At 66.1% G+C, this 13,317-nt stretch carries 13 protein-coding genes; 5 read left to right on the forward strand and 8 right to left on the reverse strand.

Translation table 11 applies throughout. The annotated features are described in order from the left end of the window. Positions 1–8: 8 nt before the first annotated feature. Positions 9–2,756 carry a type I DNA topoisomerase gene (gene topA / locus FNV92_RS15570; RefSeq protein WP_143845781.1) on the reverse strand — a complete coding sequence of 916 codons (2,748 nt, stop codon included), beginning with the start codon at positions 2,754–2,756 and terminating at the stop codon, positions 9–11. 323 nt (positions 2,757–3,079) lie between these two features. Between topA and FNV92_RS34615 the strand changes: the two genes are divergently transcribed. After that, on the forward strand, positions 3,080–3,223 hold the full coding sequence (locus FNV92_RS34615; RefSeq protein WP_240536176.1) for a hypothetical protein: 144 nt from the start codon (positions 3,080–3,082) through the stop codon (positions 3,221–3,223). Between the two features lie 205 nt (positions 3,224–3,428). Here the strand turns inward: FNV92_RS34615 and FNV92_RS15580 are convergent, their stop codons facing one another. Continuing rightward, positions 3,429–3,896 carry a winged helix-turn-helix transcriptional regulator gene (locus tag FNV92_RS15580; RefSeq protein WP_015685615.1) on the reverse strand — a complete coding sequence of 156 codons (468 nt, stop codon included), beginning with the start codon at positions 3,894–3,896 and terminating at the stop codon, positions 3,429–3,431. 121 nt (positions 3,897–4,017) lie between these two features. On the opposite strand from FNV92_RS15580, the gene FNV92_RS15585 reads away from it, so the two are divergent. Both FNV92_RS15585 and FNV92_RS15590 read left to right on the forward strand, forming a co-directional pair. Beyond that, on the forward strand, positions 4,018–4,797 hold the full coding sequence (locus tag FNV92_RS15585) for a glucose 1-dehydrogenase (RefSeq protein WP_015685616.1): 780 nt from the start codon (positions 4,018–4,020) through the stop codon (positions 4,795–4,797). 177 nt (positions 4,798–4,974) lie between these two features. Beyond that, positions 4,975–5,157, forward strand: coding sequence for a hypothetical protein (locus FNV92_RS15590; protein WP_143845779.1), 183 nt, complete (start codon positions 4,975–4,977; stop codon positions 5,155–5,157). 57 nt (positions 5,158–5,214) lie between these two features. Here FNV92_RS15590 and FNV92_RS15595 read toward each other — a convergent pair whose 3' ends face one another. Then, a complete protein-coding gene (locus FNV92_RS15595; RefSeq protein WP_143845778.1) occupies positions 5,215–5,823 on the reverse strand; it encodes an FMN-dependent NADH-azoreductase in 609 nt (202 codons plus the stop codon). Between the two features lie 83 nt (positions 5,824–5,906). Between FNV92_RS15595 and FNV92_RS15600 the strand changes: the two genes are divergently transcribed. Then, positions 5,907–6,317, forward strand: a complete 411-nt coding sequence (locus tag FNV92_RS15600; protein WP_143845777.1) for a winged helix-turn-helix transcriptional regulator — start codon at positions 5,907–5,909, stop codon at positions 6,315–6,317. Between the two features lie 199 nt (positions 6,318–6,516). On the opposite strand, the gene dprA is transcribed toward FNV92_RS15600, so the two are convergent. Beyond that, positions 6,517–7,659: a DNA-processing protein DprA gene (gene dprA / locus FNV92_RS15605; RefSeq protein WP_143846308.1), complete on the reverse strand. Its 1,143-nt coding sequence runs from the start codon at positions 7,657–7,659 to the stop codon at positions 6,517–6,519. Between the two features lie 90 nt (positions 7,660–7,749). Between dprA and FNV92_RS15610 the strand changes: the two genes are divergently transcribed. Next, positions 7,750–8,994 (forward strand): amidase, encoded by a 1,245-nt coding sequence (locus FNV92_RS15610; protein ID WP_143845776.1) that lies wholly within the window; start codon positions 7,750–7,752, stop codon positions 8,992–8,994. Here the strand turns inward: FNV92_RS15610 and FNV92_RS15615 are convergent. The 4 genes from FNV92_RS15615 to FNV92_RS15630 all read right to left on the reverse strand — a co-directional run bounded on the left by FNV92_RS15615 (position 8,986) and on the right by FNV92_RS15630 (position 13,232). Further along, entirely contained in the window at positions 8,986–10,185 is a 1,200-nt protein-coding gene (locus FNV92_RS15615) for a patatin-like phospholipase family protein (RefSeq protein ID WP_168213701.1), read from the reverse strand. The two genes, FNV92_RS15610 and FNV92_RS15615, sit on opposite strands and share 9 nt — an antisense overlap. Before the next feature lie 148 nt (positions 10,186–10,333). Continuing rightward, positions 10,334–10,930, reverse strand: a complete 597-nt coding sequence (plsY, locus tag FNV92_RS15620; protein ID WP_015685624.1) for a glycerol-3-phosphate 1-O-acyltransferase PlsY — start codon at positions 10,928–10,930, stop codon at positions 10,334–10,336. A gap of 47 nt (positions 10,931–10,977) precedes the next feature. Continuing rightward, on the reverse strand, positions 10,978–12,279 hold the full coding sequence (locus FNV92_RS15625) for a dihydroorotase (RefSeq protein WP_143846307.1): 1,302 nt from the start codon (positions 12,277–12,279) through the stop codon (positions 10,978–10,980). Positions 12,280–12,284: 5 nt separating this feature from the next. After that, positions 12,285–13,232, reverse strand: coding sequence for an aspartate carbamoyltransferase catalytic subunit (locus FNV92_RS15630; RefSeq protein WP_143845774.1), 948 nt, complete (start codon positions 13,230–13,232; stop codon positions 12,285–12,287). Positions 13,233–13,317 lie beyond the last annotated feature (85 nt).

Genomic DNA, 13,317 nt, shown 5'->3' on the forward strand with positions numbered 1-13,317 from the left:
TTAACCTCTTAAGTCGTGCCGGCACTCTTCTTGGCCGGAGCTTTGGCGGCCGCCGCCTTAGTCGGCGACGTCTTGACTGCTGAAGTCTTGGCGGTCGACGACACGGCTGCGCGCGCCTTGCTGGTGGAGTCGGATTTGGGCTTGGCCGCCTTCTTCGCGGCGGGTTTCTTGGCTTTTGGCGCGGCGTCGTCGCCGGACTTGGTTGCCTTCGCCTTCTTCGCCGGCTTGGCAGCCTTCTTGGGCTTGCCGCCGCCCTTGGCGGCGCGCTCGTCGATCAGCGCGATCGCCTGCGGTAGCGTGACCGCGTCTTTCTCGATGTCGCTCGGGATCGTCGCGTTGACGCCGCCGGCCGTGACATAGGCGCCGTAACGGCCGCTTTTCACGGTGATCGTGCCGAGCGTCGGGTGATCGCCGATCGCCTTGCCGGGGTCGGCGCCGAAACGGCGGCTCGGGCCCTTGGCGACCTTCTCCGCGATCAGCGTCACCGCGCGGTTGAGGCCGATATCGAACACCTCGTCGCCGGCCTCCAGGCTGGCATAGGTCTTCTCGTGCTTCACGAACGGCCCGAAGCGGCCGAGGCCGGCGGTGATCGGCTCACCGGTTTCCGGATGCTTGCCGATCTCGCGCGGCAGCGACAACAGCTTGAGCGCAAGCTCGAGCTCGATATCGCCGGGCGAGGTGCCCTTCGGGATGCCTGCGCGCTTCGGCTTTTCGCCTTCCGCATAGTCCTTCTGCTCGCCGAGCTGGATGTAAGGGCCGAAGCGGCCGGCCTTGACCCAGACCTCGCGGCCCGTATCAGGATCCTGGCCGAGCGAACGGTCGGCAGTGGTCTCGCTGTCGGCGGCAAGCTGACGGGTGTAGCGGCATTCCGGATAGTTCGAGCAGCCGACGAAGGCGCCGAACTTGCCGGCCTTCAGATTGAGCCGGCCGTTGCCGCAACTCGGGCATTGCCTGATGTCGCCGCCATCGGTGCGCGGCGGATAGATGTGCTGTCCGAGCATGTCGTCGAGCACATCGAGCACCTGCGCGACGCGCAAGTCCTTGATCTCGTCGACGGCGCCGATGAAGCCGGTCCAGAAATCCTTCAGAACCTGCTGCCAGGAAATCTCGTTGTTGGAGATGCGGTCGAGCTGTTCTTCGAGATTGGCGGTGAAGTCGTATTCGACGTAGCGCGCAAAGAAGCTTTCCAGGAACGCGACCACGACGCGGCCCTTGTCCTCGCCATGCAGGCGCTTCTTCTCCAGCTTGACGTAGCCGCGGTCCTTCAGGACCTGGAGGATCGAGGCGTAGGTCGAGGGCCGGCCGATGCCGAGCTCTTCCATGCGCTTGACCAGCGAGGCCTCGGAGAAGCGCGGCGGCGGCTCGGTGAAATGCTGGGTGACGGCGAGCGACTGACGCTTCAAGGCATCGTTCGGGCTCATCGCAGGCAGGCGGCGGGAGTCTTCGTCCTCCTCGTCGTCGCGGCCTTCCTGATAGAGCGCGAGGAAGCCGTCGAACTTGACGACCTGACCGGTGGCGCGCAGCTCCAGTGTGCGGCCGCCGACCTTCGCCGCGATGTCCACGGTGGTGCGTTCGAGTTCGGCCGATTCCATCTGGCTCGCGATGGTGCGCTTCCAGATCAGCTCGTAGAGCCTTGCCTGATCGGCGTCGAGCTTGCGGTTCATGCTGTCGGGGCGGCGCGACATGTCGGTCGGGCGGATTGCTTCGTGCGCTTCCTGGGCGTTCTTGGCCTTGGCTTGGTACTGGCGGGGCGCATCCGGCACGTAGGCTTTGCCGTAATCCTCGCCGATCACCTGGCGCGCCTGGGTGATAGCGGACGGATCGATCTGCACGCCGTCGGTACGCATATAAGTAATGAGTCCGGTGGTCTCGCCGCCGATGTCGATGCCTTCGTAGAGGCGCTGCGCGATGCGCATCGTGTGCGCCGGCGCAAAGCCGTATTTGCGGCTGGCTTCCTGCTGCAGCGTGGAGGTGGTGAAGGGCGCCTGCGGATTGCGCCGGGCCGGCTTAGCATCGACCGCGGTCACGGTGTAGCTGGCTGCTTCCAGCGCCTTCTTGAAGTCCTCGGCTTCCGCGCCGGTGCCGATGTCGAGGCGCTGGATCTTCTTGCCGTCGGCGCCGACCAGACGGGCCTCGAACGCATCGCCGCGCGGCGTCAGCAGGGTCGCGATCAGCGACCAGTATTCGCGCGCGACGAACTTCTCGATCTCGAGCTCGCGATCGCAGACCAGCCGCAACGCCACCGACTGCACGCGGCCCGCCGAGCGGGCGCCCGGCAGCTTGCGCCACAGCACGGGGGAGAGGGTGAAGCCGACCAGATAGTCCAGCGCACGGCGCGCCATATAGGCGTCGACCAGCGCGCCGTCGATCTGGCGCGGATGCTTCATCGCGTCGGTGACGGCCTGCTTGGTGATGGCGTTGAACACAACGCGCTCGATCTTCTGATCCTTCAGCGCGCGCTTTTCCTTCAACACCTCCAGCACGTGCCAGGAGATGGCCTCACCCTCGCGATCAGGGTCGGTCGCGAGAATCAGGCGGTCGGCGTTTTTGAGGGACTTGGCGATATCGTTCAGCCTGCCGGCGGCCTTGGGGTCGATCTCCCAGATCATCTTGAAATTGGCGTCGGGATCGACGGAGCCGTTCTTCGCCGGCAAGTCCCGGACATGGCCGAACGAGGCCAGAACCTCGTAGGACGAGCCCAGATACTTGTTGATCGTCTTGGCTTTCGCCGGCGACTCCACAATGACGATATTCATGTAGTTCCAGTAGCTTACGGGGAAATTCTGGGCCAGATTCGATGAGATTCGGGTCGGCCCTTTCGTCCCGAACATGGGTGGTGAGGCCCCCGCTGTCAAATCGAGGGGTGTTGACGGCGGCGCCGATGGGAAAAGTTTCATATCGAGAAAGTTGCAAAATACCACCTTGGAGTTGCGATCAATGTGAGCTTAAAGTTCTTCCGGGGCATGGATTCGGGTGGGGTCTGGTGACAAAGCCAGGAAAGAAACGAGCGCGCGCCGCGTCTGGCGCGCGGGGAGGCTTGCGCAATGAGGAACCGGGGGAGGGCGGGGTCGATGAAGCCGTGGCCTTCATCGCCGAGCAGGTGACGGCCTTGCGCAAGCTCGCCGAGCGCCACAAGCTCGACGTGCTGCATTATCTGCTCGGCATGACCAAGCTCGAGGCTGACGAGCACCTTCGGCTGCGGAGCAAGCGCAAGCTGTCGTGAGGTTTCCGCCTTTATCGGTTCCGTCATCCTGAGGTGCGAGTGGCGCGATGCAAAGCATCGCGCCGGGAGCCTCGAAGGATGAACGGCCCCGCCGATGCATGTGGGCCGTCGCCCTTCGAGGCTCGCCGAAGAGGCGAGCACTTCAGGGTGACGGTGCGAGATTTGGGCGCGCTGTCCTAATGATTTACGCGGTAGCCGCTGCGGCTCAGGCCGAGCGCCTTCGCGGCGCCGGCCGTAGCTTCAGCGTCGTCTCGGCCGGCGTGAGCAGGCGCCCGTCCTCCGCGCGCATCTCCAGCTTCTTCACCGGACGGCCTTTTGCGCGGTCGACCAGGATGGTCGCGATCTCCTCGGGATGGTCGTCGAATTCCTCGCTCCATTGGCGGAGCGCCACCAGGATCGGGAAGGTGCCGCGGCCCTTCGGCGTCAGCACATATTCCTGATAGGCGCTGCCGTCGGAGGCTGGCGCCGTCGCCAGGATGCCGTGGTCGACCAGTGATCGCAGGCGCGCGGACAAGATGTTCTTGGCCATACCGAGCTTGCTCTGAAACTCGCCGAAGCGGCGCAGGCCGAACAGCGCCTCGCGGATGATGAGGAGCGACCACCAGTCGCCGATCGCTTCCAGCGACCGCGCGATCGGGCAGGCATCACCCTCGAAGCTCGTTCGTTTCACCATCGTCCTCGTCCTATCGCATTCGCCCGATTTCAGAACCGATCACGCGCTTGTGTGGTTGCATCATAAAACCATCTAGCCTAGATGGCAACATAGTTTCATTATGAAACCACTGGAGACGAGCATGAGACTGAAAGACAAGACGGCCCTCATTACCGGCGGCAACAGCGGCATTGGCCTGGCGACGGCCAAACTGTTCGTGGCGGAGGGCGCGAAGGTGATCGTCACCGGGCGCAACAAGGAGACGCTGGACGCCGCGGCGAAGGAACTCGGTCCCAATGCGCTCGCGCTCGTCGCTGATGCCACCGACATCGCGGCGACCGATGCCGCGATCAAGAAGGGCAGCGAAAAATTCGGCAAGCTCGACATCGTGTTCGCCAATGCCGGTATCGCCGGCGCCGGCGGCACGCCGCTCGGTTCGGCAACGCTGGAGGCCTTCGAAAAGGTCATCCGCACAAACCTCACCGGTGTGTTTTTCACAGTGCAGTCCGCGCTGCCTTACCTCAACGACAATTCCTCGATCATCCTCAACGGCTCGGTGATCTCAGTGCTCGGCATTCCCGGCTATTCGGCTTACGGCGCCGCGAAGGCCGGCGTGCGTGCGATGGCGCGGATCATGGCCTCGGAACTGTCTCCGCGCGGCATCCGCGTCAACGTCGTCGCGCCCGGTGCGATCCGCACGCCGATCTGGGGCGCCGCGATCGCAACGCCTGAAGCCGAGAAGGCGTTCGAAGCGCGCATCGGATTGTCCACGCCGCTCGGCCGCATTGGCGAACCCGATCACATCTCGAAGACGGTGCTGTTCCTCGCTTCCGATGATGCCGCGCACATTCAGGGCCAGGAGATCTTCGTCGACGGCGGCGCGGTTGCCTCGCCGGCCGGCGCGCCGATCTATCGCGGCTGATCGACATTTGCGAAAATTGAATCGGCCGGCGCGATCTCTGCGGTTGTGCCGGCCGATTCCTGCATCTCGGAGAACGTATTTGGCTGAACCTTGCGTGAGGCGTTGAACCTTCGCATCCGCCGCACAGACATTTTTACGGGCGAGGGGTCACAAGACTCAATTTTCAGGGAGCCCGTGATGCCAAAGGCAGCTCGCATTTTTTCGTCGATTTCAGCACCGCGCATTGACACCGAACGTTCCGCCATTCCCGCCGAACGCTCCAACATTTCGGAGCTGGTTGGAGTGGCGCTTTTCTCCGGCATCGGCCTGTTCATTTCGCTCGTCGCCGTCATCCTCGGCGTTCAGGGCGCCTGGTTTTAGCTCGATCGATCTGTCAGCCGCCGCCGGGGTCCGGCAGCGGCTGTGTCGGTGCGAGTCTTACGCCGCGCGCAAGCTGGTGGCGGCCTGAAGTGCGTTCGCGAGTGACTTCTCGCGATGCTCTGGGCCGACCTGGATGCCGTCGGCGATAATGAATTCGGGGCTCGTGATGCCCATGAAGGCCAGCACGCCGCGCAAGTAGGTTTCGAGGTGCTCCAGCGACGCCGCAGGCGTGCCGGCTCCATAATAGCCGCCGCGCGAGATCGCCACGATCACACGCTTGCCGCCGGCAAGGCCCTCCGGACCGTTAGCGCCGTACTTGAACGTCTTCCCCGCCACGAGGACGCGGTCGATCCAGGCCTTGAGCTGGCTCGGGATGGTGAAATTGTACATCGGCGCGCCGATCACGACGATGTCGGCATCGAGAAACTCGTTCAGCACCGCGGCGCTCGCCGCAAGGTCGGGTCCGAGTTCCGCGGGCGCAGGTGCGCCTTGCGCGGCCGCAAGGTGCGAGCCGGAGAGATGGGCGAGCGGGGTCTGGGTCAGGTCGCGATAGGCGATTTCGAGCGACGGCGTCGCCGCCCGTAGCCGGTCGACGATGGCGGCGGACACCTGCCTGGAGACGGAGTGGGGGCCGAGCACGCTGGAATCGATGTGGAGGAGTTTCATTGGGGTCACCCATGGTATATGTTTGTAACCGGAGCTACATGAGTGACTGTCGATTTTCCCGCAAGAACGCACTTTTTTGAGCCATGGGCACATCCTTGAAACCTGCACACACCGATTTGCCTGCCGCGCAGATGCCGGATCGCGACCATGCCGACTGCCGCGGCGTGGCCTCGATCCTGTCCCGCGTCGGCGACAAATGGAGCGTGTTCGTCATCATGATGCTGAGCGACGGTCCGAAGCGCTTCAACGAGCTGAAGCGCATGATCAACGGCATCTCGCAGCGGATGCTGACCCTGACGCTACGGGGCCTCGAGCGTGACGGCCTCGTCACGCGCACGATCTTTCCGACCATCCCGCCGCGCGTGGATTACGAGCTGACCGATCTCGGCCGCGGGCTGCAGCAGCCGGTCAAGGCACTCGGGCAATGGGCGATCGAGCACCAGGAGCAGATCGCGACGGCACGGACGCGGTTTGATGAGAGGAACGGCAGCTGAAGCGCGCGGGCCGCTTTTACCCTCCCCTGGAGGGGGAGGGTCGGCTCATGTTGAGCGTAGCGAAACGTGAGCCGGGGTGGGGTGACGGTCTCTCCATGTCGGACAGTGCTCGAGTGGAGAGATCACCCCACCCCGCTCGCGCTGCGCGCGATCGACCCTCCCCCTCCAGGGGAGGGTAACAGTTCGAGCCTGATTTCCATCAGAGCAGTGACACCAATCCGCCGCCGTGGCGTTCGAGCCGTCCCGCGAGTTCGAGCTCCAACAGGACTGTGCGCACGATCGCGGGCGAGGCGCCGGACATCCGCACGAGGTCGTCGATCGATATGGGGGTGGGGCCGAGCAGGCCGGTGATCTGGTCACGGTCGTGCCCTTGCGGATCGCTCTCGAACGGGTCGCTGTCGGGCTCATCGGCGGAATGCATCAGCGGCCGCTCCATGATCGGTGCGACGGCGTTGATGATGTCGGCAGCTTCAGTGACGAGGGTCGCGCCCTGCTTGATCAGGTCATTGGTGCCGGCGGCGCGCGGATCGAGCGGCGAGCCGGGCACCGCGAACACCTCGCGGCCCTGTTCGGCGGCCATGCGCGCTGATATCAGCGAGCCCGAGCGGTGCGCGGCCTCGACCACGACCACGCCGAGCGAGGCGCCCGAGATCAGCCGGTTGCGGCGGGGAAAGTCGCGGGCGCGCGGCTCGTGACCGAGTGGCATCTCGGAGATCGCCGCACCGTTGTGATCGAGGATCGAGGCCAGCAGATCGCCGTGTTCGGGCGGGTAGATGCAATTTTGGCCGCCGGCCAGCACTGCGATCGTGCCGCTCTCGACGCTGGCACGGTGCGCGGCCTGGTCGACGCCGCGGGCGAGTCCCGAGATGACGATGAAGCCCGCTTCGCCAAGCTCGCGGGCAAGCTGGCCGGCGAATTTCAGGCCGGCGCCGGAGGCGTTGCGCGAGCCGACGATGGCGATCATCGGCCGCATCAAGGTCGCGTTGTCGCCGCGCACGGCGAGCAGCGGCGGCGCATCGTCGATCATCGCCAGCCGCGTCGGATAGCCGTCCTCTCCGGGCGCGAGCCAGGCGATGCCGGATTTGCGGCTGGCGGCGAGCTCGGCCCTGGCGTCGTCGGCGCTGCAGATCCGTCCCGATCGCGCGGCCCCGCCGCGGCGTGCGAGATCGGGCAGCCGCTCCAGCGCGGCGCGCGCGGTGCCGAAATGATCGACCAGCGAACGAAACGTGCGCGGCCCGACATTGTCGGACCGGATCAGCCGCAGGCGGTCGATCCGCTCAGCCTCGGTCAGCTCCATGCGGGGATTGATGGCGTCCACGGCGTCTCCTTGCAAGGACAGAATGGAACAACCTGAGGACGTGGGCAACGGCTTCGTGTGCTTGCGCGACCCCGTCGCGATGCTAAAAGCGATCCCAATAAGAAGGGTTTTGTCATGATCTCACTCGCCGACCTCCAGCGCCGCATCGAAGCCGGCGAGCTTTCGCCCGATGACGCCATCGCCCAGTCGCATGCGGCGATCGAGGCCAAAGAGAAGGATGTCCGCGCCTTCGTCCGCCATGACAAATCCGCGAAGGCGCAGGCCTCCGGCCCGCTGCGCGGCATCGCGGTCGGCATCAAGGACATCATCGACACCGCCAACATGCCGACCGAGATGGGCTCCGAGATCTACCGCGGCTGGCAGCCGCGCTCGGACGCGCCGGTCGTGATGATGCTGAAGCGGGCAGGCGCCACCATCATCGGCAAGACCACGACAACGGCGTTCGCCTCGCGCGATCCGACCCCGACGCTCAATCCGCACAATCCCGGCCACACGCCGGGCGGCTCGTCCTCGGGTTCGGCGGCAGCGGTTGGCGCGGGCATGATCCCGCTGGCGCTGGGCACCCAGACCGGTGGCTCGGTGATCCGCCCCGCCGCCTATTGCGGTGCTGCCGCGATCAAGCCGTCGTTCCGAATGCTGCCGACCATCGGAGTGAAGTGCTATTCGTGGGCGCTCGACACGGTCGGGCTGTTCGGATCGCGGGCGGAGGATCTCGCGCGCGGATTGCTGGCGATGACCGGGCGCACCGAATTCTCCGGCATCGTGCCGGCCAAGGCGCCGCGCATCGGCGTGGTCAGGCAGGAGTTCGCCGAGGCCGTCGAGCCGGCGGCCGAAGAGGGCTTGCAGGCGGCGATCAAGGCGGCCGAGAAGGCCGGCGCCAGCGTCAAGACCATCGACCTGCCCGAGTCGGTGCAGGAGGCATGGCGCATCCATCCCATCATCCAGGATTTCGAGGCGCATCGCGCGCTCGCCTGGGAATTTTCGGAGCACCACGACGAGATCGCGCCGATGCTGCGCGCCAGCCTCGACGAGACCGTCGGACTGACGCCGAAGGAATATGACGACGCCCGCCGGGTCGCGCGTCGTGGCCGTCGCGAGCTCGGCGAGCTGTTCGAAGGGTTCGACGTGCTGCTGACCTATTCGGCGCCGGGTACCGCGCCGGCCAAGGAGCTCGCCTCGACCGGCTCGCCGCGTTACAACCGGCTCTGGACGTTGATGGGCAATCCCTGCGTCGCCGTGCCGGTGATGAAGGTCGGCGGCCTGCCGATCGGCGTGCAGGTGATTGCGCGCTTTGGCAACGATCCCGTCGCATTGGCGGCCGCATGGTTCCTGGAGGACGCGCTGGCGAAGTCAGGCTAGCGCCGGCTCGGCCGCTCGGGGCGCGGCGCTTTGCGTCGGGGGCGCGCCTTGCCCGAGCCAGCGCTCGGCGGCCTCGCGGCCGCTGCGGTGCAGGAGGCGGATGAAGCCGCGACCGAGATCGGTGGATGAGCGTTGCGCCAGCCCGTCGACGGAGTCTTCGGCCGCGATCCTGAACAGGCGCAGCGACGGGGCCGCGTGCGACTGCGCCCATTCGATCGCGGCGATCTCGGCCTTGAGGGCGGCATTGGCCGCAATCTGGTCGAGCCTGCGGTCGATCGCGGCGAGCGTGATCGGCACGAAGCTATCGCGCGCCGGCGTGACCTGGATCAGCAGCACGTCGGTCGCCGTGGTTTGCTGCGCCAGACGCAGCAGCGGCGGATTGCCGCCAAGGCCGCCATCCCAATAGGCCTCGCCCTCGATCTCGACGGCGCAGTGGACCAGCGGTGGACAGGTCGAGGCCAGCGCGACATCGGCGGTGACGTTGTCGTTGCCGAAGATCTGCTGCTGCCCGTCGCGGATTCGCGTCGCCGCGATCAGCAGCTTTGGACAGGCCGCGTCGCGCAGCGCCGCAAAATTGATGTCCCGCGACAGCGCCTGCCGCAGCGGATCGAGGTCGAACGGATCGAACTGGCCGGAGCGCAGCGTCGGTCCGAACGCGACCGAGCTTCCCGCCGCAGAGAAGCCACCGACCAGCATCAGCGAGCGGAACGAGGCCTCGTGCATCAGGCGGATCCAGAACCGGTTCAGCCGGCTGCGGGCGGCCTCGCGGCCGCCCTCGGCAAGGCCGCACGCGAGCAGAAGCGCGTTGATGGCGCCGGCGCTGGCGCCGCTGATCGTGTCGAATTCGATCGACGGCTCCTCCAGCAGCCGCTCCAGCACGCCCCAGGTGAAGGCCGCGAAGGTGCCGCCGCCCTGAAGCGCCATCGACAGTTTTCGCGGCGGCCATTGGTCGGAGCGGATGCGCGCGGCGGCGACCGGCGCGGCCGTGATGGCGACCGCGACCGTGACAGGCACTTGCGCGACGGGATCAGGTGGCGACGCCGTTGGCGCAAGGGGGATTGGTTGCGATGCGGGAGGCGGCGAGGGCGCATCGGACCAGATGTTGGTCGCCGAGAGCAGCTGGCTCGCCGCGGTGCGCGCCGCACCTTGCGTACCACCGTCGATATGCGTGCCGACTGTCTTCTCGCTCATTCTGAGCAACCGCGTGACGCCATTTCCGCCGTCAGGATGACAGGCATGGAACCTGTTCGCTACTCCGGCCGCGATGGGCTTCCGAGTTGCGAACAGGATTTGGCATATAATGCGGAGGAGGTGCGGCGGTATCCGTACTTTTTCCGGTTTACGCCTTCTCGCCGATCCGGCTTTCCTTGCCTGATTGCAGCCGCTTGATGTTCTCGCGATGCGCGTAGAACAGCAGCAGCGTCAGCACCGCGGCCAGCGCTGCGAGCGCGAGGTGGCCAAACCACCACAGGAACAGCGGCGTGATGAACGACGCCACCAGCGCCGAGAGCGAGGAATAGCGGGTGGTGAAGGCGGTCGCCAGCCACAGCAGGCAGAACACCAGTGCGGCCGGCCAGAACAATCCGAGCAGGATGCCGATATAGACGGCGACGCCCTTGCCGCCCTTGAACTTGAGCCAGACCGGGAAGAGATGGCCGAGGAAGGCGCCGAGTCCGGCCAGCATCGCGGCATTGGGGCCGGCGATGTAGCCGGCGATCACCACGGCCACGGTGCCCTTGAGCGCGTCGAGCAGCAGGGTGCCAGCGGCAAGGCTCTTGCGTCCCGTGCGCAGCACGTTGGTGGCGCCTATGCTGCCGGAGCCGATCGAGCGAATGTCCTGCGTGCCGGCGAGCCTGGTGAGAATCAGCCCGAACGGAATCGAGCCGAGCAGGTAGCCGATGACGAAGGCGACCGGCAGAAACAATTCAAGCGCCATGTCTGCAAATTCCCTGTCTGCAAATTCCCTGGCTGCAGCTCCGCACGTCAGACATGCTCATAGACCGTCCGTCCGCCGACAATGGTGCGCACCACGCGACCTGTAAAGCGTGCCTCGTCGAACGGGGTGTTCTTGCAGGGCGATTTGAGGTCGGCGGGATCGACCACCCAGGGCACGTCAGGGTCGATCACGATGACGTCCGCTGGCGCCCCGGTGCGAAGGGTTCCGCCCGGCAGTCCCAGGATCTCGGCGGGCCGCGTCGACATCGCCCGGATCAGCGTCTTCAGGTCGAGTTCTTCATTGTGGACCAGCCGCAAGCCGGCCGGCAGCATGGTCTCGAGCCCGATGGCGCCGGCTGCCGCTTCCGCGAACGGCAGGCGCTTGACCTCGACGTCCTGCGGATTGTGGTCCGACATGATGACGTCGACGAGGCCGGAGGCCACGGCGGCGACCAGCGCGCGGCGGTCGTCCTCGGTGCGGAGCGGCGGCGACAGCTTCAGGAACGAACGGTAGGGGCCGATGTCGTTCTCGTTCAGCGCAAGATGGTTGATCGAGGCCGAGGCGGTCACCGCGAGGCCGGCGTCGCGGGCGCGCTTCAAAACGTCGAGCGAGTCGATGCAGGTCAGCGAGGCCGCGTGATAGCGCCCGCCGGTGAGCGCGACGAGGCGCATGTCGCGCTCGAGCATCACGGCCTCGGCGGCATTGGGGATGCCCATCAGGCCGAGCCGCGAGGCGAACTCGCCCTCGTTCATCACGCCTTCGCCGACGAGATCGGGATCCTCGGTGTAGTGCACGATCAGCGCGTCGAAATCGCGCGCGTAGGTGAGGGCGCGGCGCATCACCTGCGCATTGGTCACGCTCTTGTCGCTGTCGCTGAAGGCGATCGCGCCGGCGGCCTTGAGCAGGCCGAACTCAGTCATCTCCTCGCCGTGCATGCCCTTGGTCAGCGCAGCCATCGGCTGGATGTTGACGATCGCGGTGTCGCGGGCGCGGCGCATCACGAAGTCGACGGTCGCCGAATTGTCGATCACCGGAGACGTATCGGGCTGGCAGATGATGGTGGTGATGCCGCCGGTCGCGGCCGCCTGGCTCGCGGACGCAAATGTCTCGCGATGGCTGAAGCCGGGCTCGCCGACGAAGGCGCGCATGTCGATCAGGCCGGGGGCCACGATCTTGCCGGCGCAGTTGACGACGTCGGTGCCCTCGGGGACGCCGGCCGCGCCAATGCCGCGGCGGGTCTCGCGGATGATGCCGTCGGCGATCAGGACATCGCCGGGGCCGTCGAAATCCCTGGAGGGGTCGACGACGCGGGCGTTGGCGAGCAGGATGGGGCGGCGGTCAGTCAGCATGAGCATCACGCGTTCGGCAAATTGCGGGCGAGCGCTTCGAGCACGGCCATGCGCACGGCCACGCCCATCTCCACCTGTTCGCGGATCAGCGATTGCGCGCCGTCGGCGACCGCGGTGTCGATCTCGACGCCGCGGTTCATGGGGCCGGGATGCATCACGAGCGCGTCCGGCTTGGCGTAGGCGAGCTTCTTCTGGTCGAGTCCGAAATAGTGGAAATATTCCGAGGTCGACGGCACGAAGGAGCCGTTCATGCGCTCGCGCTGGAGCCGCAGCATCATGACGATGTCGGCGCCGTTGAGCCCCTCGCGCATGTCGCGCGCCACCTCGACGCCCATCCGCTCGATGCCGGGCGGCAGCAGGGTGGAGGGGCCGACCACGCGGACGCGGGCGCCCATGGTGTTGAGCAGGATGATGTTGGAGCGGGCGACGCGCGAATGCAGCACGTCGCCGCAGATCGCGACCACGAGGCCCTCGATCCGGCCCTTGTTGCGGCGGATGGTGAGCGCATCGAGCAGCGCCTGGGTCGGATGCTCGTGCGCGCCGTCGCCGGCATTGATCACGGAACCGTCGACCTTGCGGGCCAGCAGTTCCACCGCGCCCGAGGCGTGATGCCGGACCACCAGGATATCCGGGTGCATGGCGTTCAGCGTCATCGCGGTGTCGACCAGCGTCTCGCCCTTCTTGATGGACGAGGAGGACACCGACATGTTCATGACGTCGGCGCCGAGCCGCTTGCCGGCGAGCTCGAACGAGGACTGGGTCCGGGTCGAGGCCTCGAAGAACAGGTTCACCTGCGTCCGTCCACGCAGGACGGTACGCTTCTTGTCAACCTGGCGGTTGAGCTCGACATATTCTTCGGACAGGTCGAGCAGGCCGGTGATGTCGGCCGCGGAAAGGCCCTCGATGCCCAGCAAATGCCGGTGGCCGAGGACGAAGGTCGATTTGGATGTCATTAAAGCGAGAGCTATAGGCGGGGATGGCGGGGGGGGCAAGCCACAAATCCGGCCTGCGGACTTATCCACGGTGCAATGCATGCAA

Origin of the sequence: Bradyrhizobium cosmicum, assembly GCF_007290395.2 — a bacterium.
In the GTDB taxonomy this organism is placed as follows: domain Bacteria; phylum Pseudomonadota; class Alphaproteobacteria; order Rhizobiales; family Xanthobacteraceae; genus Bradyrhizobium; species Bradyrhizobium cosmicum.